The sequence below is a fragment of the Microbacterium sp. HD4P20 genome (genome assembly GCF_019449275.2).
GTDB lineage: Bacteria > Actinomycetota > Actinomycetes > Actinomycetales > Microbacteriaceae > Microbacterium.
This window is the reverse complement of sequence record NZ_JAHZQZ020000012.1, coordinates 554202-571857: the sequence shown is the minus strand read 5'-3', so window position 1 is coordinate 571857 and position 17656 is coordinate 554202. Positions and strand designations below refer to the sequence as shown.

Annotated in this window: 22 protein-coding genes; 10 read left to right on the top strand and 12 right to left on the bottom strand. The window is 68.6% G+C overall.

Features of this window, described 5'->3' with window-relative positions; genetic code table 11:
* Positions 1-29: 29 nt before the first annotated feature.
* Both K0817_RS07720 and K0817_RS07715 read right to left on the bottom strand, forming a co-directional pair.
* Positions 30-611: a hypothetical protein gene (locus tag K0817_RS07720; RefSeq protein ID WP_219980939.1), complete on the bottom strand. Its 582-nt coding sequence runs from the start codon at positions 609-611 to the stop codon at positions 30-32.
* 33 nt (positions 612-644) lie between these two features.
* Complete coding sequence (locus K0817_RS07715) at positions 645-1790, bottom strand: zinc-dependent alcohol dehydrogenase (RefSeq protein WP_219980777.1); 1146 nt, start codon at positions 1788-1790, stop codon at positions 645-647.
* A 182-nt stretch (positions 1791-1972) separates the two neighbouring features.
* Between K0817_RS07715 and K0817_RS07710 the strand changes: the two genes are divergently transcribed.
* The 6 genes from K0817_RS07710 to K0817_RS07685 all read left to right on the top strand — a co-directional run bounded on the left by K0817_RS07710 (position 1973) and on the right by K0817_RS07685 (position 5639).
* Positions 1973-3610 (top strand): plasmid pRiA4b ORF-3 family protein, encoded by a 1638-nt coding sequence (locus tag K0817_RS07710; protein WP_219980776.1) that lies wholly within the window; start codon positions 1973-1975, stop codon positions 3608-3610.
* A 28-nt stretch (positions 3611-3638) separates the two neighbouring features.
* Positions 3639-3878, top strand: coding sequence for a hypothetical protein (locus K0817_RS07705; protein ID WP_219980775.1), 240 nt, complete (start codon positions 3639-3641; stop codon positions 3876-3878).
* Positions 3871-4215, top strand: a complete 345-nt coding sequence (locus K0817_RS07700; RefSeq protein WP_219980774.1) for a type II toxin-antitoxin system PemK/MazF family toxin — start codon at positions 3871-3873, stop codon at positions 4213-4215. Before K0817_RS07705 ends, K0817_RS07700 begins: the two co-directional genes overlap by 8 nt.
* A gap of 78 nt (positions 4216-4293) precedes the next feature.
* Positions 4294-4812 carry a peptide-methionine (R)-S-oxide reductase MsrB gene (gene msrB, locus K0817_RS07695; RefSeq protein ID WP_219980773.1) on the top strand — a complete coding sequence of 173 codons (519 nt, stop codon included), beginning with the start codon at positions 4294-4296 and terminating at the stop codon, positions 4810-4812.
* Entirely contained in the window at positions 4809-5369 is a 561-nt protein-coding gene (gene msrA, locus K0817_RS07690) for a peptide-methionine (S)-S-oxide reductase MsrA (RefSeq protein ID WP_219980772.1), read from the top strand. Before msrB ends, msrA begins: the two co-directional genes overlap by 4 nt.
* 120 nt (positions 5370-5489) lie before the next feature.
* A complete protein-coding gene (locus K0817_RS07685; protein WP_219980771.1) occupies positions 5490-5639 on the top strand; it encodes a hypothetical protein in 150 nt (49 codons plus the stop codon).
* Positions 5640-5684: 45 nt separating this feature from the next.
* Here the strand turns inward: K0817_RS07685 and K0817_RS07680 are convergent, their stop codons facing one another.
* The 4 genes from K0817_RS07680 to K0817_RS07665 form a co-directional block, all read right to left on the bottom strand.
* Positions 5685-6344, bottom strand: coding sequence for a DUF1345 domain-containing protein (locus tag K0817_RS07680; protein ID WP_219980770.1), 660 nt, complete (start codon positions 6342-6344; stop codon positions 5685-5687).
* Positions 6345-6394: 50 nt separating this feature from the next.
* Positions 6395-7483: a phosphogluconate dehydrogenase (NAD(+)-dependent, decarboxylating) gene (gnd, locus tag K0817_RS07675; protein WP_219980769.1), complete on the bottom strand. Its 1089-nt coding sequence runs from the start codon at positions 7481-7483 to the stop codon at positions 6395-6397.
* Between the two features lie 138 nt (positions 7484-7621).
* Complete coding sequence (locus K0817_RS07670) at positions 7622-9304, bottom strand: AarF/ABC1/UbiB kinase family protein (RefSeq protein WP_219980768.1); 1683 nt, start codon at positions 9302-9304, stop codon at positions 7622-7624.
* 50 nt (positions 9305-9354) lie between these two features.
* Positions 9355-9927 (bottom strand): PadR family transcriptional regulator, encoded by a 573-nt coding sequence (locus tag K0817_RS07665; RefSeq protein WP_219980767.1) that lies wholly within the window; start codon positions 9925-9927, stop codon positions 9355-9357.
* A gap of 181 nt (positions 9928-10108) precedes the next feature.
* Here K0817_RS07665 and K0817_RS07660 point away from each other — a divergent pair, with 181 nt between their 5' ends.
* From K0817_RS07660 to K0817_RS07650, 3 genes are read left to right on the top strand one after another with little or no spacing between them, the layout of a single operon-like run.
* Complete coding sequence (locus K0817_RS07660) at positions 10109-10339, top strand: glycosyltransferase (protein ID WP_219980766.1); 231 nt, start codon at positions 10109-10111, stop codon at positions 10337-10339.
* Positions 10336-11166: an endonuclease/exonuclease/phosphatase family protein gene (locus tag K0817_RS07655; RefSeq protein ID WP_219980765.1), complete on the top strand. Its 831-nt coding sequence runs from the start codon at positions 10336-10338 to the stop codon at positions 11164-11166. Before K0817_RS07660 ends, K0817_RS07655 begins: the two co-directional genes overlap by 4 nt.
* A complete protein-coding gene (locus tag K0817_RS07650) occupies positions 11163-11738 on the top strand; it encodes a hypothetical protein (protein ID WP_219980764.1) in 576 nt (191 codons plus the stop codon). Before K0817_RS07655 ends, K0817_RS07650 begins: the two co-directional genes overlap by 4 nt.
* Before the next feature lie 53 nt (positions 11739-11791).
* Here K0817_RS07650 and K0817_RS07645 read toward each other — a convergent pair whose 3' ends face one another.
* The 5 genes from K0817_RS07645 to K0817_RS07625 are packed head-to-tail and all read right to left on the bottom strand — an operon-like array spanning position 11792 to position 15293.
* Positions 11792-12400, bottom strand: coding sequence for a GyrI-like domain-containing protein (locus K0817_RS07645; protein ID WP_219980763.1), 609 nt, complete (start codon positions 12398-12400; stop codon positions 11792-11794).
* A gap of 17 nt (positions 12401-12417) precedes the next feature.
* Positions 12418-13212, bottom strand: coding sequence for an anti-sigma factor (locus tag K0817_RS07640; protein WP_219980762.1), 795 nt, complete (start codon positions 13210-13212; stop codon positions 12418-12420).
* Positions 13199-13786 (bottom strand): RNA polymerase sigma factor, encoded by a 588-nt coding sequence (locus K0817_RS07635; protein WP_219980761.1) that lies wholly within the window; start codon positions 13784-13786, stop codon positions 13199-13201. The genes K0817_RS07640 and K0817_RS07635 overlap by 14 nt, the downstream gene beginning before the upstream one ends.
* The gene (locus K0817_RS07630; RefSeq protein ID WP_219980760.1) at positions 13783-14421 is read right to left on the bottom strand and encodes a class F sortase; all 639 of its coding nucleotides are present in this window, start codon (positions 14419-14421) and stop codon (positions 13783-13785) included. The genes K0817_RS07635 and K0817_RS07630 overlap by 4 nt, the downstream gene beginning before the upstream one ends.
* A 41-nt stretch (positions 14422-14462) precedes the next feature.
* The gene (locus K0817_RS07625; protein ID WP_219980759.1) at positions 14463-15293 is read right to left on the bottom strand and encodes a DUF4397 domain-containing protein; all 831 of its coding nucleotides are present in this window, start codon (positions 15291-15293) and stop codon (positions 14463-14465) included.
* Between the two features lie 202 nt (positions 15294-15495).
* Here K0817_RS07625 and K0817_RS07620 point away from each other — a divergent pair, with 202 nt between their 5' ends.
* Entirely contained in the window at positions 15496-16104 is a 609-nt protein-coding gene (locus tag K0817_RS07620; RefSeq protein ID WP_219980758.1) for a flavodoxin family protein, read from the top strand.
* Positions 16105-16109: 5 nt separating this feature from the next.
* Here the strand turns inward: K0817_RS07620 and K0817_RS07615 are convergent, their stop codons facing one another.
* Positions 16110-17528 carry an NAD(P)/FAD-dependent oxidoreductase gene (locus K0817_RS07615; protein ID WP_219980757.1) on the bottom strand — a complete coding sequence of 473 codons (1419 nt, stop codon included), beginning with the start codon at positions 17526-17528 and terminating at the stop codon, positions 16110-16112.
* Positions 17529-17656: the final 128 nt, after the last annotated feature.

Genomic DNA, 17656 nt, shown 5'->3' with positions numbered 1-17656 from the left:
CTCGTCGCTGACAGCGCCGCGATGCGCCGTCAGCCTCGCCGAGACGAGGGCCGCACTATCGAGCGGCCCACCTTGAACACGACCACGGCGGTCAGCACCCAGGGACCGACGACCACGATCGGGTCGAGCCACGTGTGCTTGAGATCCACCCGCCCGCGGCGGAAGCGCGACGCGAACGGACGACGGCCGCGCTCGCCGAGCATGCCGGACTGGGTGATCGGGTCGTCCGGGTGCCGCGAGAAGAGCGACCTGGCGTGCGCGGTCACCGAGTCGACGCGGTCACCCACGATCAGCAGCAGCCAATGCGCCGCCTGTCCCTCGCTGTATCTGTCGTACGCGAATCGTCGCACGTGCCCCGCGAGGCCGTGAAGCGGCTGCGCCGTCCCGAAGACCGGCGTGAGGCGCTCATGCTCGACGGACTTCTCGCGTGCGCGACCCTGCCAATGCTGCTGTTCAGGCATCTGCCAGTGCGCACCGGTCACCAAGCCAGGCTGTTCGCGCGGGAACGCTGGTCGATCGGCGGGGTTGAGGTCGGCGCCCCAGCCCGGGATGCGGGCACGAAGCTCATCGACGGCCGGGGTGCGCCCGGGCTTGTCGGCGGTGTACGGCATGGCCTTCTCCTTCGGAATCGTCATGGGCCGTCGTCAGGCAGCCGGCGTGATGACCGGCTTGATGATGTCGTCGAGCTTCGACGAGAAGACGTGATAGCCCTCGGCGATCTCGTCGAGCGGGAAGCGGTGGGTGATCAACTCGCTGGGCTTCACGTACCCGGCACGGATGTGCTCGAGCAGGCGCGGCCACTGCCGCTTGACCGGCGCCTGATTCATCCGCAGGGTCAGCCCCTTGTTCATCGCATCACCGAACTTCACGGCGCTGAACATCGGACCGTAGGCGCCCATCACCGACACGGTCCCGCCCTTGCGCACCGCGTCGATCGCCCAGTTCAGCGCAACGGGCGAGCCTCCTTGCAGCTTGAACTTCGCCGAACTCACGTGCTGGAGCACATGCCCGTCGGCCTCTGCACCGACCGCGTCGATCGCGGCATCCGCTCCCAGTCCGTCGGTCATCTTCTTGAGCTCGCGCACGACGTCGCCCACCTGGCCGAACGCCACCGTCTCGGCGAACGCGAACTCCTCGGCCTTGCGCAGGCGGTAGTCGAGATGATCGACGACGATGACGCGCCCCGCACCCATCAGCCAGCACGACCGCGCCGCCGCAAGACCGACCGGACCCGCCCCGAACACGACCACCGTGTCACCTTCGACGATGTCGGCGAGCTGCGCCCCGAAGTATCCCGTGGCGAACGCGTCGGTCAGCATCAGCGCGTCCTCGCCTGCGATGTCGGCGGGGATGAGGGAAGGCCCCACGTCCGCGAACGGCACCCGCACGAGCTCGGCCTGCCCGCCGTCATACCCGCCTGCGGAGTGCGAGTACCCGTAGATACCGCCGATCGCGGTCGCATTGGGGTTCACGTTGTGACAGTTCGAGAAGAGACCTCGGGCGCAGAAGAAGCACGAGCCGCAATAGATGTTGAACGGCACCATCACCCGGTCGCCGACGGTCAGGGTCTGCACCGAGCCGCCGACCTGCTCGACCGTGCCGATGAACTCATGGCCGAACGTATGCCCGATCCGGGTGTCGGGCATCATGCCGTGGTACAGGTGCAGGTCCGACCCGCAGATCGCCGCGAGCTCGACCCGCACCACCGCGTCGTTCGGGTGCTCGATCTTCGGCTCGGGCTTGCTCTCGACGCGGAGCTTGTACGGTCCGCGGTACGTCATCGCCTTCATTCGCTCCTCCAAGGGTGTCCCCGACACCTTCGTCGCACGATCTCAGATCGAGGAGGGGGTTGCGCCCGGCGCCATGACCTGTCACGGTCCGCCCTTCCTCCCCAGGCCCTGCCCGGGCCCCGCTATCCCCAGATCGCAGCGCACAGCGGAATCGCCCTGTCACGGACTCCTATCGTCGACGCATGCGCTCCCCCTCCCTCCGGCAGGTCATCCCGCTCCGCCTCTCCCTCCTCGGCACCAACCCGGGGATCTGGCGCGAAGTCATCGTCGACGCCGACCTGACACTCGAAGAACTGCGGCAGGTCGTGCAGTCGGTGTTCGACGGCTTCCCCTGCCGCCACCACCTGTTCACGGACACGCTCGAAAGTCCCCATTGGTCGCACGACCGGCGACGATGGGGCGACCGCTGGACGATGATCGACTTTCGCGACCCGACGGTCATCGACGCGGCCACCGCACGCGTCGGCAGCGCGTTTCGCGGCAGCGCGCCGATCTTCTTCACCCACACATGCGATGCCAGCTGGATGGTCGAGATCGTGGCCGCGGCGGATGAGATGTCGATGGCGTCCGAGCCGCGCGCCGGGGTGGTCTCCGGCGAGGGGCGATCCCCCTTCTCCTGCGCCCGAGGACCCTACGAACACGAAGTCCTGACGGCCATGCTGAACGATCCGGGCGATCCGCGGCACGACGCTGTGCGCACGCGCATCCAGCAGACCGTCGGACCGTGGGGCTCCTACGATCCCGACGTGTTCGACCTGGGAGCCGCCCAGCGCGCCCTCGAGCAGTCGTTCGTCACCGAGCGAGCATCGGCGCGTGAGACCGGGATCCTCGCCTCTGTCGTGAACGACCTCCCTCGCCTGGCACAAACCGGCCTGCGCGCACACCTCGAAGCCTGTGCGCTCGACCTGCCGGTCGTGGTGACCGCAGACGAAGCCGCCGACGTGACGCGGCACTTCCACTGGCTGATAGATCGGGCCGACCGTGGGGACGTCCTGCTCGAAAAGGGAGAAGTCAGCCCTGCGTTCCTCGCCGAAGGCGCCGCCGAGCTGGACTGCCACAAGGATCACGTGCAGCTTCTGGTGCGCGCGGCACGTCAGATGCGCCTCCTCTACCGACGCACGGGCAAGCTCCTTGCCAAGAGGGCCATCGTGACCGCCGCCTCGTCGCCGACCAAGCTCTGGGCAGTCCTCGCCGACTCGGTCACCTCCTTCTCGATCGTCGACCGCAGAGCAGGCCAGCTCTTCCTCATGGCGATCGCCGACGGCAGCCTGCGCGAAGCGGGCGCAGGGCTCGAGCGCGCGGGTCAGACCCTCATCCTCACCGAGAACACCCGGCAGGCGAAGTGGCACGATCACCGCTACGGCGGCTATGGCTACAGCGGCGACCGTGCGTACCGCGATGCCGACTGCGGGGGCCTGTGCGACTGCCCGCAGCTGGATGGCGCCACATGGCACGACGTCGTCGCGGCAGCGATCCGGGATGCCGCGAAGGCTGCCGCGAGCGGGGGCGCCGTGGCCGTCGCCGCCGCCATGAGCCGCGACGACCTGCTCGAGGCCGGGGTGCAGTCCGAGTGGGTCTGTGCGAGCGCGGGGCCTGCCTACGCAGACGACGCCTGGATGTCGCCCCACGATGACCGATGGGTGATGCCCGCGCCCGTGCCGACGCTGCTGCACGGTGCCGAGCCGCTTATCGAGGTGCTGTCACTCCTCGGGCTCGGGCGTCTGGACGACGGCGGGTGGGTCGTGCCGCCGACCCTTCGGGAGTTCGCTCGCTCCGCTCTACAGACCGCGGCCTCGCGCTCATCCAGTCACCACTACTGAGATGGAAGGCCGCCGGTATACTCAGGGTATGACTACCACGATCAAGGTGAGCGATGAGCTCCGTGATCGACTGAAGGCGCAGGCGTCTGGGGCCGGCCGTACACTGGGCGCACACCTCGCGGTACTCGCCGACGCCGAGGACCGCCGACGCCGCCTGGCCGCCCTAAAGGAGGCGATCGACAGATCACCTTCAAACGTGGGCATCAGTCATGCCTCGGAGTCCGCTCTGTGGGAGGCGACCGAGTTGACCGACGCGTCGCGTGGCTGATCAGGACCTCGGACCGGGCGCGGTCGCATGGGCCTCGCTCGAGCCGACACGCGGACGCGAACAGAGCGGCCACAGGCCGGTACTGGTCATCGCGTCGGACGGCTACCTCGACGCCGTCACCACGCTCGTCATCGCCTTACCGATCACCGGCGTCGATCGGGGCTGGCCGAATCATGTGCGTGTGGACGGACCGAGCGGGCTCGACAGGCCCTCCTGGGTGATGACGGAGCAGCCGCGCACGCTGGCTCGCGAGAGACTCACCGGCGTCTCCGGGCGCGTCGATGAGAGCTGTCTGCGCGGAGTGCGCATGTGGCTCCGCGACTTCCTCGACATCTAGCGAACCACCGATCGCCGAACTCAAAGCGCGTTCCCAGGTTCGCGGGACCAAATGGGAAGCGGCATCCGTTCTCTCCCTATGACGCCGCAGCCAGCGTCGTCGCCCGAGGAGGAAACCCCAGTGAAGAGCACCGACTATCGCACGACGCCCGAGGCGCTGAGCCGCCTCACCGACCTGCAGTACACCGTGACCCAGCAGGACGGCACCGAACCGCCCTTCCGCAACGCGTACTGGAACAACCACGAGCCAGGAATCTACGTCGACGTCGTCTCCGGTCAGCCCCTGTTCTCGTCGACCGACAAGTACGAGAGCGGAACCGGCTGGCCCAGCTTCACCAAGCCGATCGACTCCGAGGCCGTGACGACGAGGACCGACTGGGAGCTGCTGATGCCCCGCACCGAGGTGCGCTCGTCGGCAGCCGACAGCCACCTCGGCCACGTCTTCCACGACGGACCACGGGATGCCGGAGGCTTGCGCTACTGCATGAACTCCGCCGCCCTGCGCTTCATCCCCGCGACCGACCTCGTCACCGAGGGATACGGTGAATACCGCGGACTCTTCGAGCCCACCACGAACGACCAGGAGCACGCATCATGACGAGTGGACCCACCGACACCGGAGCCATCACCCAGAACCCCGACACCGAGACGGCCGTCCTCGCCGGTGGCTGTTTCTGGGGCATGGAGGACCTCATCCGACGCCAGCCCGGCGTGCTCGACACGCGCGTGGGCTACACCGGCGGCGAGAACGACCACGCGACGTACCGCAACCACCCCGGCCACGCCGAGGCGGTCGAGATCGTGTTCGACCCGACCGAGACGTCGTACCGCGACATCCTGGCGTTCTTCTTCCAGATCCACGACCCGTCGACCCTGAACCGTCAGGGCAATGACATCGGATCGAGTTACCGTTCAGCGATCTTCCCGCTCTCACCCGAGCAGGAGCGCGTGGCTCGCGACACCATCGCCGACGTCGACGCATCGGGACTGTGGCCGGGCAAGGCGGTCACCACGATCGAGCCCGCCGGCCCATTCTGGGAGGCCGAGCCCGAGCACCAGGACTACCTCATCACCTACCCCAACGGCTACACGTGCCACTTCCCGCGCGCGGGCTGGGTGCTGCCCAAGCGCCAGGGCGCCTCCGCCTCGGCATAGCCACGGACGAGAACGGATGCCGCGACCCCACCGGGTCGCGGCATCCGTTTCGGTTCACGGAGTCAGCTTCTCGGGGTCAACCCCCTACCGTCGCTCTCCGGACGCAGCTGTACTGCTGGCATGACAGACGCGACGCTGCCTCCTCAAGAGCCCGGCCCCGAACCCGATACGACGACGGCGGCCGAGTCGGACCATCCTGACGACGAGATCGAGCCCGAGGACGAGCCTCCGATCATCGAGGGCGACGATGTCGAGGACCTACCGATCTGACACGACCCGAGCCCCCTCGTCCCGTCACCCGTCACCCGTCACCCGTCACCCGTTGATGATCGTGCTGAAGGCGAGCACGATGATGAGGGCGTTCAAGAAGAAGCTGACCGTGGTGTGCCACACGACGGTCCACCGCATGCGGCTCGTCATGACCTGCACGTCTGACACCGAGAACGCCGTGGCGTTCGTGAAAGAGAAGTAGACGAAGTCCACCAACCGCGGGCTGTCGGTTCCTGGGAACACCAGCGGCGGCGGCGCCTCGGCGGCCACCTCCCGGCGGTACCGGCGGTCGTAGATGCGCGCGAACCCCCAGTGGAACAGGGCCCACGACAGCAGCATCGCCCACACCGCGACCGGCTCCACCCAGCCGGCATACGCCGGGTCATCTCTCAGCAGCAGAATCTCGCTGACGGCAACGACTCCCACGAAGCTCGCGATGAAGGTGGCGAGAGTGGTGAGAATCGCCACGGCAGGATGCAGCTCGACCGTTCGCAGCCACCGCGGCGCCCTCTCGGGACCGCGACGCACACCCACGCCGACGACGAAGACGCACGCGACCCAGTACGCGCTGCCGAGCACACACCACCAAGCCAGCAAGCCGATGATCGTGCCATCGTCATCGAACCAGACGAGCATTCCGCCGAGCACGATGAGTCCGAGCTGGACCAGCCCATCGATCACCCGCACCAGCATCGCTGCGATCACGCATGGCCTCCGATCCCCTGAAGCCACACGTTAGCCGGTAGCCCTCGCGATCAGGCTTCGTCGGTCGTCTCGGATTGGCCGTGCGACGACGACTCCGCCTTCTCGCCACCGGCCTCGAGCACGTCACCGGCGGGCAGCTCCTGATGTCCTCCGAACTGCAGACGCATCGCCGACAGGACCTGGTTCGCGAACTGGTCCTCACCGCGGGACGCGAACCGCTCGAAGAGAGACGCCGCGAGGACCGGCGCGGGAACGCCGATGTCGACCGCCGCCTTGACCGTCCACCGGCCCTCACCCGAGTCCGAGACGCGACCCGCGAGGCCGTCCAGCGTCGGATTCTCGTGCAGAGCCGCCGCGGTCAGATCGAGCAGCCACGAGGAGATCACCGAGCCGCGACGCCACAGCTCCGCCACCTTCGAGCTGTCTATCGTGAACTGGTAGAACTCCGGCTCCTCCAGCGGCGCGATCTCAGCCGAGTGCTCGGCCTGCTCGATGCCGGCGTCAGCGTGCTCCAGGATGTTGAAACCCTCGGCGAGTGAGGCCATGATGCCGTACTCGATACCGTTGTGCACCATCTTCACGAAGTGACCCGCACCCGATGACCCGCAGTGAAGATACCCCTGTTCCTCGGGTGCAGGATCGCCCGAGCGACCGGGGGTGCGCGGTGCCTCACCGGCTCCGGGGGCGATGGATCTGAGGATCGGCTCGATGCGCCGGAACGCGTCCTCGGGGCCCCCGACCATGAGGCAGTAGCCGCGTTCGAGCCCGAAGACGCCGCCGCTCGTTCCGATATCGACGTACCGGATTCCGGTGTCCTTCAGCTTGGCCGCGCGGCGGACGTCGTCGCGGTAGTTCGAGTTGCCGCCGTCGATGATGATGTCGCCCGGTTCCAGAAGCGCAGCCACCTCGTCCACCACCTTGCCGGTGAGTCCCGCGGGGATCATGAGCCAGATGGCGCGCGGAGCCTCGAGCTTCGAGGCCATATCGGCCAGACTGGCCGCACCGACGGCACCCTCACCGGCGAGCGTGGTCACGGCTTTCGGATTCACATCGAAAACGACGCAATCGTGCCCATCGCGCATAAGCCGGCGCACGATGTTGGCGCCCATCCGGCCGAGTCCCACCATTCCCAGTTGCATGTCGTCGCTCCTCGTCTCGATCCGCTCGGAGGGTCGCGTCCGTCGTCAGACACGCCCGGTCGCAGTCTAGGGAGCCGGGACGGCCGGGCGGGAGGGGTTGCCGCCGCTGCGTGGGAGGCGACGACTCGCGACCCGGGGCTACAAGCCCCGTCGATCCCCGAAGCCGGCGAACACCGCGTGCAGGAAGGGCACCGCCGACACCACCATGAGCGCCACTCCCCAGACCGGATCCTCCGGGCGGAGCACCGCTCCGCCGATGAAGAGACCCGCGAACAGAACGGCCGAGACGGCGCGACGCGCGAGCCGCTCGAGACGTCTCGCGCGCTGATCCAGCCGCGGCGAATCGATGGAGAGGCGGCCCTCTTCGGCGCGTGTGACGAAGTCGTCGAGGCGGCGAGGCAGCCGGGCCGCGATCGCGGCGATCGAGAGGGCTTCTCGTGCGACGGCCGACACCGCATTGCCCCGTTCGCCGCGGATCAGCTGGTCCGCGTACGGCTCGACGGCGTCCCACATGTTGAACTCGGGCTCGAGCGAGCTGCACAGCCCCGAGGTGAGTGAGACCGCCCGCACGATGAGCAGGAAGTTCTCGGGCAGCTGGAACGGCAGTGACCGGATCACGTCGCCGAACTCCGTCGCGAAGTCCTGGAACTCTCTCGGGTCGACCCGCTGGAGTTCCGCGAAGCCCATGCCGCCAAAACGCGCGAAGAGCGCGGTCATCGCCCGCTCCAGCTCGACGGTGTCGGCGGAGGGAAGGAGGACACCGACATCGCGGATGCTGTCGACCAGCTGCTTGCCGTTGCGGGAGGCGACCGCGATCACCAGCTGCTGCAGATCCCGGCGCAGCCGGTCGGGAACCTCCCCCATCATCCCGAAATCGACGAACGTCAGCCGGAAGGCCCGCTCCTGCTCCGGCGTCGGTGTGACGAAGATGTTGCCCGGATGCGGGTCGGCATGGAAGTAGCCGTCGCGAAAGAGCTGGTCGAACATCACGTTCGCGAACTCGGAGGCAACCTCGGCGGGGTCGATACCCGCCTCCCGCAGACCGGCGACATCGTTGATCTTGATCGCCGAGACATCCGACAGCGTGAGCACTCGCCCCGTCGCGCGCTCCCACGCGACCTCGGGAACGCCCACGCGCGGGTCATTGCGGAAATTGTCGGCGAACCTCGCCGCGTTGGCCGCCTCGTGCAGGTAGTCGATCTCCTCGCGACTGGTCTGCGCGAACTCCTCGATGAGCGCCGGCAGATCGACGTGGTCGGCGACTATCCGCACCCGACTGAGCCATCCGGCGACTTTACGCAGGGCCGCCAGGTCGACCGCGACGATCTCGTCGATGCCGGGTCGCTGGATCTTGACCACGACGTCGGCGAAGCCGGTGTCTGCCGCGCCGGCGTCGGTCAGCCGGGCGCGATGCGCCTGGCCGAGGGATGCCGCAGCCAGGGGCGCCGGGTCGACCCATGCGAAAGCGACCTCGAGCGGCAGCCCCAGCTCGGCTTCGGCGAGCACGCGGATCGACGCGAAATCGACCGGAGGCACTTCGTCCTGCAGCCCCTCGAGCTCCTTCGTGATCTCGGGCGGGAGCACATCGAGCCGGGACGACATGAACTGTCCCACCTTGATCATCAGCCCGCCGAGCGAGACGGCGAGGCCGTGGAAATTTCGCGCGATCGTCTGAAGGCGCGCCGCTCGGCCGCGTGCCGCGAATCGCGCCAGCCCGATCCGGGGCAGGAAGAGCTCGAACCACCACGCCTGCGCGATGTACCGGGCAGCGAAACGAAGGATGCGGCGGTAGCGGGCGCGCGAAGCTGCGGCGTCGGCCATCGAATCTCCCTGATCCCGACGCTCGGCGCCGGCGCTGGCTCAGCCCTCGGTCAGTCCTGCGCGAGGATCGAGAAGAGCTTACGACGGGCCTCGTCGAGCACGTCGACCGCCTGCTGCACCTGTTCGGGTGAACCGCTGCTGGCCACCTGCGCGGCCGCCTGCGCCAGCTTCGCGCCGGCCTTGGGCAGCGCGGTCGCACGAGCGGCCTCTCGTGCGCCCGGCGACTCCCACGGCGCGGAGCGCTCTTCGCTGGCGTCGACGGCCTCGCGTCCCGCGTCGGTCAGCGAGTACGTCTTCCTACCGGCAGACTCCGTCGCACTGATGAGACCCTCGTCGGCGAGCAGCTGGAGCGTCGGATACACCGAGCCGGGGCTCGGCTTCCAGCTTCCGCCACTGCGCTCCTCGATCTCGTGGATGATCTGATACCCGTGCATGGGCTTCTCGGCGAGCAGCGATAGAACCGCCGCGCGCACGTCTCCACGCGCCATCCTGGGCGGGGTGAAGCGCTGCTCGAATGCCTCGCGCAATTGATCCACGGCGTCCCAGATCCCTCCGCCTGCAGGGCTGGAGCCCTGACCGGACGGCCGGGCGCCGAACGCTCCTCCGAAGTCGAAACCGTTCATGATGACCTCCTCGTATCGATGAGCGATACCTTGGCGATACTCAACGATATATCGTTAACGCTCATCTCACCAGGGCCACTCTCCCCGCCCAGCGCGATATCCGTCTCTGCAGTCGGTGTCAACCGGCGGAGCCACCTCGCCGCCCCCGACTAGCGTGAGAGCGAGCCGTCGAGGAGACGACGTGACCCGCACCGCATCACTGACGAGGATTTCGACGGTATCGGTCGTGATCCCGGTGAAGGATGACGACCGCGAGCTCGGGCGATGCCTTCGCGGCCTGTCGCTGCAGACCCTGAAGCCCGACGAGATCGTCGTGGTCGACAACGGATCGTCGGATGCGGCGGCCAGCGATGCCGGCCATGACGCAGCGACCGGGAACTCTTCCTCCGGCTCGACAGGGAGCGCGCCATGACTTTGCCGCTGATCGGGCCGATCGCCCCGCCGGGCCTGCACGTGATGACGTTCAACATCCGCCGCCGCATGGACGGTCTCGCGTGGCGACGCGCCGACCGCTGGCGCCATCGGCTGCCCGCGGTTCGCGCGCTGCTCGCAAGCGAACAGCCGACGCTCCTCGGGGTGCAGGAGGCGATGCCCGATCAGGCCGACGACGTGCTCGCCGCCCTCGGCCGGCGTTATCGTTTCGTCGGTCATGGACGAGGCGCCCGACGAACGGGCGAAGGGTGCCCGCTGTACTTCGACAGCGGGCGTCTCGAACTGCTCGAGTGGGAGCAGATCGCGCTGTCGGACCACCCGCACCATGCGGGGTCGCGCTCGTGGGGCAACCTCATCCCTCGCGTCGCCGTCACCGCCCGCTTCCGCGATCGATCGACCAACTCGCCGTTCCTCGCACTGAATACGCATCTCGATCCGTTCTCTCGACGCTCGCGCCTCCGCGCGGTCGACGCGCTGCGCGCGCTCATCGGGGACGGTCCCGCGATCCTGACGGGCGACCTCAACGCCCGTGAAGGGTCGCGGACCCTGCGGGAACTCCTCTCCGATGGTTCGCTCAAGGACGCCTGGGCTACGGCCGCGCGCCGCGTCGGGGCATCCGTCGGCACGTTCCCGAACTATCGACCGGCGCGCGCCGGCGCACACCGCATCGACTGGATCATCGTGACGCCGGACGTCGGCGTGGAGAGGGCCGGAATCAACGCGCGTCGCTTCGACGGCCGCTGGCCGTCCGACCATCTCCCGGTCCAGGCCGTCGTACGACTTGACGGCGAGGGGCGGTCGGCGTGATCGCGACCTTCCTGCGGCCGCCCTCGGGCATCGGCGAATGGCTCGCCGATGCCGTACGGGCTCTCGGTGTGGCAAGCGTCGTCGCCGCGTTCACGTGGTGGACCGTGACGGATGCCGGCATTCTCGCGCTCACTCTCCCGGCACTCGTCCTGCCCCGCTTCGTCGGCGTGCGACCGGGATTCGATGTCATCTTCGGCGTCACGGTCCTGGTCGCCGCCTGGAGCAACCTCCTCGGCCTCTATCGCACCTGGTCGGGCTGGGATCTCGCCGTCCACTTCGTGTGCACGGGGGTGTTCGCGGCCATGCTCTACCTGCTGCTCGCCCGACTCGATGTCGTTCCCGCGCCGCGCGAGCCCGATTCGAGGCGGCGCACGCCGATCGTCATCGTGGCGGCGCTCGGACTCGCGATCAGCGCCGTCTGGGAGATGGTCGAGTGGGCGGGCAAGACCTTCGTCACCGATGAGATCTTCGTCACGTATCAGGACACGATCGGCGACATGGCCGTCGGCGGGCTGGGCGCGGTCGCAGCGGGCGTCACCGTCGCGATCGTGCGCCTCGAAAAGGGCCGCTGAATCCCGGACCGAGGACAACCCCCCTATCGCTCGGCAGAAGGCAGCGGGTACGGTCAGGACGCGGCATCGGCTACGGGCTGACGCAGGATCGTGCGCAGCTTGGACGGATCGGTGCGCCGGATATCGCTGAGGTAGATCTCATGGTGCTTGCCGGTCATGCGCAGCCCCTGCGAGGGAATGAAGCGGTCGTGCAGGTCGGCGAGCACCGGCCCCTCCTCGTCGAACGGGCCGACATGGAGCGTCTGCACGCAACGCCCTTCGTCGAGCGTGCCCAGTCGGATGCGGTCGATGACCGGCGCCTCCCCCGCCGCCGCGACCGCGCGGGCGAAGAGCTCGTCGGTGATCCAGTCGGGCACCATGTTCAGTGCCGTCCAGTCCCACTTCGACTTGTCGCGATCGGACGTGAACGAGCTCATGTCGTCGGACCACCAGACCGCTTCCAGCGGCATGACGACGTAGTCCCGGTCGAGCTCCCTCTTGCTGAGGAATTTGAGCTTGTACGCGACCGGGAAGATCGTCGAGATGGCGTCGCCGTACGCCTGGGTGTTCGGGTCGCCGTGGCCGTCGATCATCAGGTAGCGAAGCGGTGGAACTTCGATGATGTCGAATACGCCCCGCCGAGCCGAGTACGCGGCGATCTCCTTCTTGAAGTCGATTTTCATGCCCGGAGACTATTGCCTCATGCGGACTGCAGCTGTCCGCGAACGATCGAGTCACCAGAATGCGCGGGATCACCGTCGAGTGGCTCGAACGAGATGTCGACCAGGTCGTACTCCTCGAGGTCGACGCCGTCCGGGATCGGAAAAGTGCCCGACCTCCCCTCCAGAAGACCCAAGCTGATCAGCGCCGCCCCGTCGTTTCGGATCAGCCAGACCTCGCGGTAGGCATCCGCCTCGGAGGCTCCCTCGAGGGTCACGCTGAGGGTGCGGCTGCCGTCGCGACTAAGGTCCACCTCTGCCGTACCCTCGGCTCGGGGGTGAGACGGGAACGCGTCGAGCGAGGCGGCGGCGACGACGGTGGGCGCGAGGCTCGCCGAGATGCCCGCCCACACGCCCACCCCGACGACGGCGATGAGGGCGAGGGATGCCGCGAGCACCCAGATCGACCGCATTCGCGGTTGACGCGCGCGGGCAACAGGATCCGTCGACCCGGCCTCCTCATGCGCGACCGACACGTGTTGGACGGGCGTGCCCGGCGCTCCGGCGGGCTCGTCGGCGCCGACGGGCGCGAGCGGGTCTGCCGCGACGTCGGCGCCAAGGGCGAGGTCTTGGTGGATGCGATCCCACACACGCGCCGAGGGCGATTCGAGCGCCGCCTCGTCGATGGTCGACCGGGCGACGGTCGCGGCGTGCGACATCTCGGCGACCTCCGCCGTGCAGGCGGGGCACGACGCGAGGTGCGAGCGCTCCTCGGCGGAGGCGACGGCCTCACCCATGGCGACCAGCGCGAGCTGCTCGGGGTCAAGGTGTGACACGGGTCACCTCCAATCGGTCGCGCATGCGGATGAGACTTCGCCGGATATGGCTCTTCACGGTACCCAGCGGCATCCCGAGTCGCCTCGATATCTCGTCGTGCGTCAGATCGTCGTAGAAGGCGAGCCGCATGACGGTCCGGGCGTCCGGCTCGAGCTGCTGGAGCTCGTTGGCGACGAGCAGTGTCTCGGAAAGGTCCGGCGCGTCCCGGACGAGATCGTCGGGCCGCGTGAGGCGCTCCATCTCGGCCTGGAGCGCACGCACCTTGGCTCGGGACTCGTGGGTGTCGGCGATCCGATGCCGTGCGATCGCGACGAGCCAGGTCGACAACCGCGCTTTGGCCGGGTCGTACGACGCACGGGACGTCCACGCAGACACGAAGGTGCGCTGGGTGACGTCCTCGGCATCCCCTCGGTCACCGAGCGAGCGGAGTGCCAGCGTGAACACCACGGGCGCCCACCGCCGGTACACCTCCGCGAGCGCGGATTCGTCCCCCGCCTGGAAGCGCGCGTTCAGCTGCGCCTCTGCGTCGGAGTCGGTATCCGTTTCCACGCTGTCCTCGCTTCCGGGCATCATTGCTGTCGTGCGATCGCGACGACGTTATCGCGGTATCGGCCCGTGGTGGGATCGAACGGGCCCCCGCACGTGATGATCACGAGCGTCGGCGCTCCGTCCCGGGCGAACAGCTCTGCGGTCGGCAGCGCGGTCTTGTCGTAGAAGGTGAGCGACTCCACCACGTAGCCACGCGATGACCCGTCGGCGGCCTCGATCGACAAGGTGGCACCGGGGCCCAGTTCACGCAGTCGTGCGAGCGGCCCGATCGGGTAGTCGGGAGCGTCGACGTGGGCGGCGAGCATGAGGTTGCCCGCCTCGCTTCGCGCATCCGGCCCGTACCGGTACCAGCCCGCCACGGCCGGGTCGACCGGCAGTTCCATCTGACCGCTGGGCTCGATCCCGACGTCGGTCACCGGCATGTCGATACCGAGCGCATCGATGCGCAACCGCACGGGAGGCACCGCAGCCGCCGGCGCCGACAGTGCGCTCGACTGAACGGGCACGTCGATCGTCGGCGTCGGCGCGGCGGGTGAGGTGGGAGCGGAAGGAGACGCCGTCGCGATGCGACTGGGGGTGGGCGTCGCGTCTCCCGCCCCCACCGGTGTGCAGGCGACGAGGCACGCCGCGAGAACCGTTCCGGCGAGAGCGCAGACCATCGGCTGCTCCCTCCGGAGGCTTCGCGACGTGCCCCGCGCCATCAGTGCGAAGCCCCCTGCCGAGCCCGCACGAGGGTGACGGCTCCGACGGTCACCGCGATCGCCAGCACCCCGGCGCCCGCGATCATCAGGAACGTGGTCGACGCGTCGCGCTGCGCGAGGTAGCCGGCCGATCCGGACGGCACGCCGTCAGGGCTGGAGTGCAGGCCGGTGACGGTCTGCGCCGCGATCGCGAGGTTGCCGTCCTCGGCGCTTCCCCACGCGTACACGATCGTCAGGACGCCGTCCTGGATCTGCACGTCTGTCGGGCCGAGCACCGGTTCGGTGGTTCCCGCGAGCGCGACGGCGGCCGAGACCGTGCCGGCCGGCAGGTTCAGCGTGGCCTCGTTCGGGTTCGTGAGCCCCTCGACGACCGGCGATCCGCCGGCGAGCACGTCCACCGCGGGAGCGGCGGCGACATGGCGGACCGTGAGCCGGCCCTCACCGGCAGCCGTGGTCGCGGTGTCGTTGGTGAAAAGGTTCAGTCCCGGTTCACCGGCTTCGGTCAGGTGCGCGACGGCCGTGTAGTTCGAGCCCGCCGCGAGCGTGAGCGTGGCGGGCCCGAGCACCGGAGAACTCGCGTCCGCGGCATCCGTCGCCGTCAGAGCGACTTCGTAGTCGCCGGCCGGGAGTTCGAGGGGACCGGCGAGGTCTCCCGGCTGGAAGTCGTCGAGAGTGAGCTCGCCGTTGACATAGACGTCGACGGGTGTGTCGGGGATGCCGTGGAGCACCGAGAGCTGCGCGGATCCGTTCGTGTCGGCCGATGCCGGCATCGCGAACCCGAGAGCCGCGATGATGCCGACGGCGAGACCGGCGGCTGCTGTCTTTCGCACTGTCTTCCTCCTCATGATGGGGGCGGTCCATCACCACCCCATGACAGTGCTTTCCGGTGCGGGACGGGATTCGGATGCAGTTGCATGGAAATCTCTTCGACGGCCCGGTCCGCGGGCGGACCCTGTCAAGGCCCTCCCCGCACCGCCGAGTCGTGCGTAGCCTGCCGGTGTCGATGCAAATGTCGATCACGAGAGGAATGCCATGCTTCGTGCACTCGCCCTCAACTGCACGCTCAAACCGTCCCCCGCCGCCTCCAGCTCGGAACTGATGGCGCAGCAGGTGCTCGACGCCCTGGCCGGCCACGGCGTCGCCGGAGAACAGTTCCGCGTCGTCGACTTCGACGTCAAGCCGGGAATCCAGGCCGACATGGGCGATGGTGATGAGTGGCCGCGCATCAGGGAGGAGGTCATGGCGGCCGACATCCTCGTCCTCGCCACACCCACCTGGATGGGCCACATGTCCAGCGTCGCACAGCGCGTGCTCGAGCGGCTCGACGCGGAACTGTCCGAGACGGATGACGAGGGGCGGGTCGTTCTGGCCGGCAAGGTCGCCGTGACCGTCGTGCTGGGCAACGAGGACGGCGCCCACGCCATCACCGCCGACCTGTATCAGGCTCTCGGCGACGTGGGGTTCACCATCCCGTCGCAGGGTGGCGTGTACTGGAATGGCGAGGCGATGCATACGACCGACTACAAGGACCTCGCCGAGACGCCCGAGAAGGTCGCATCGACGATCGCGACGCTCGCGCGGAACGCGGCGCATCTGGCCACCGTGCTGAGGGAACGACCGTACCCGGCGCCGCCGGAGTGACGAGCTCAGCGCCCCCAGGCCTCGAGCCAGCGCAGCCAGACCTCGCTGAGAGTCGGGTACGACGGCACCGCATGCCACAGGCGGTCGATCGGCACCTCGCCCACGATCGCGATCGTCGCTGCGTGAAGCAGCTCGGCGACATCGGGGCCGACGAACGTCGCACCGATCAGCACGCCGCGCTCCTCGTCGACGATCGCGCGCGCCTGGCCCCGGTAGTGGTCGGCGTGCGTGCTCGCTCCGGCGACCCATGACAGGTCGTAATCGAGGACCCGGATGCCGATGCCGGCAGCGCGTGCGGACGCCTCGGTGTGACCGACCGCCGCCACCTCGGGATCGGTGAACACCACCTGCGGCACCGCGGAGTGATCGGCCGTGGCGACATGCGCCCCCCACGGAGCTTCGTCGATCTCGCGGCCGTGCGCCCGTGCCGCGATGACGTCGCCCGCCGCCCGCGCCTGGTACTTGCCCTGGTGCGTCAGCAGCGCGCGATGGTTGACGTCGCCGACGGCATAGAGCCAGTCGACGCCACGCACGCGCAGCGTGTCGTCGACATCGAGCCATGCCCCCGGCTTGAGCCCGATCGCTTCGATGCCGAGGTCCTGGGTGCGGGGCACGCGCCCCGTCGCCACGAGCAGTTCGGCCGCTCGCACCTCCGACCCGTCTGAGAGAGACAGCACGACTTCGCCGTCGGCGTTGCGCGCGACCCGCTCGACCTCGACGCCCGTGCGGACGTCGGCTCCGGCATCCGTCAACGCCTGCTTCACGGCCTCGCCCGCGAACGCCTCGACACCGCCCAGCAGACCGGAGCGGGCGATCAGCGTCACGGCGGTGCCGAACGATGCGAACAGCGTCGCCATCTCGCTGCCCACGACTCCGCCGCCGAGGATTGCGAGGGATGCCGGCACCTGGCGCACGCCTGTCGCTTCGCGGCTGGTCCAGGGCTGAGCCTCGCGCAGGCCCGGGATGTCGGGAAGCAGCGCCGCCGAACCGGTGCTGACGGCCACGGCGTGCCGCGCGACCAGCACCGTCTCGGCGCCGTCCGCGTCAGTCACGGTGACCTGACGCTCACCCGAGATCCGGCCGTGCCCGCGTACGAGGTCGATCCCGGTGGATTGGAGCCAATCGACCTGCGATGCGTCGTTCCACTCGTGGACGATCGCGTCACGCCTCTTGAGCGCGGCCGAGACGTCGACCGAGCCGGTCACCGCCTGCACCGCACCCTCCACATCGCGTGCGGCGCGGAGTGCGGACCCGGCACGCAGCAGCGCCTTCGAGGGCATGCACGCCCAGTAGGAGCACTCGCCGCCGACGAGTTCACTCTCGACGATCGCGACCGACAGTCCTCCTTGTACCGCCCTGTCGGCGACGTTCTCGCCGACGGGGCCTGCTCCGATGACGACGAGGTCGTACTCGCGAGTGCTCATAGGGGACACGGTACTGCGGGAAAGCCGCGCCGGGGCGACTGAGCAATCCGCTCAGCGGACTGCCACGAAACATCTCAGGAACGTCACGGTGCGTCGATTCCGGCCTGATGTCGGCGACCTGTGGTTTT

Excerpts from the sequence above, each read along its gene's own strand:
- K0817_RS07655 (WP_219980765.1), top strand. The coding sequence starts at position 10,336 with ATGACTTTGCCGCTGATCGGGCCGATCGCCCCGCCGGGCCTGCACGTG.
- K0817_RS07705 (WP_219980775.1), top strand. The coding sequence starts at position 3,639 with ATGACTACCACGATCAAGGTGAGCGATGAGCTCCGTGATCGACTGAAG.
- K0817_RS07615 (WP_219980757.1), bottom strand. The coding sequence starts at position 17,528 with ATGAGCACTCGCGAGTACGACCTCGTCGTCATCGGAGCAGGCCCCGTC.
- K0817_RS07715 (WP_219980777.1), bottom strand. The coding sequence starts at position 1,790 with ATGAAGGCGATGACGTACCGCGGACCGTACAAGCTCCGCGTCGAGAGC.
- gnd (WP_219980769.1), bottom strand. The coding sequence starts at position 7,483 with ATGCAACTGGGAATGGTGGGACTCGGCCGGATGGGCGCCAACATCGTG.
- msrB (WP_219980773.1), top strand. The coding sequence starts at position 4,294 with ATGACGCCGCAGCCAGCGTCGTCGCCCGAGGAGGAAACCCCAGTGAAG.
- K0817_RS07630 (WP_219980760.1), bottom strand. The coding sequence starts at position 14,421 with ATGGTCTGCGCTCTCGCCGGAACGGTTCTCGCGGCGTGCCTCGTCGCC.
- K0817_RS07665 (WP_219980767.1), bottom strand. The coding sequence starts at position 9,927 with ATGAACGGTTTCGACTTCGGAGGAGCGTTCGGCGCCCGGCCGTCCGGT.
- K0817_RS07685 (WP_219980771.1), top strand. The coding sequence starts at position 5,490 with ATGACAGACGCGACGCTGCCTCCTCAAGAGCCCGGCCCCGAACCCGAT.
- msrA (WP_219980772.1), top strand. The coding sequence starts at position 4,809 with ATGACGAGTGGACCCACCGACACCGGAGCCATCACCCAGAACCCCGAC.
- K0817_RS07620 (WP_219980758.1), top strand. The coding sequence starts at position 15,496 with ATGCTTCGTGCACTCGCCCTCAACTGCACGCTCAAACCGTCCCCCGCC.
- K0817_RS07720 (WP_219980939.1), bottom strand. The coding sequence starts at position 611 with ATGCCGTACACCGCCGACAAGCCCGGGCGCACCCCGGCCGTCGATGAG.
- K0817_RS07710 (WP_219980776.1), top strand. The coding sequence starts at position 1,973 with ATGCGCTCCCCCTCCCTCCGGCAGGTCATCCCGCTCCGCCTCTCCCTC.
- K0817_RS07670 (WP_219980768.1), bottom strand. The coding sequence starts at position 9,304 with ATGGCCGACGCCGCAGCTTCGCGCGCCCGCTACCGCCGCATCCTTCGT.
- K0817_RS07635 (WP_219980761.1), bottom strand. The coding sequence starts at position 13,786 with ATGATGCCCGGAAGCGAGGACAGCGTGGAAACGGATACCGACTCCGAC.
- K0817_RS07645 (WP_219980763.1), bottom strand. The coding sequence starts at position 12,400 with ATGAAAATCGACTTCAAGAAGGAGATCGCCGCGTACTCGGCTCGGCGG.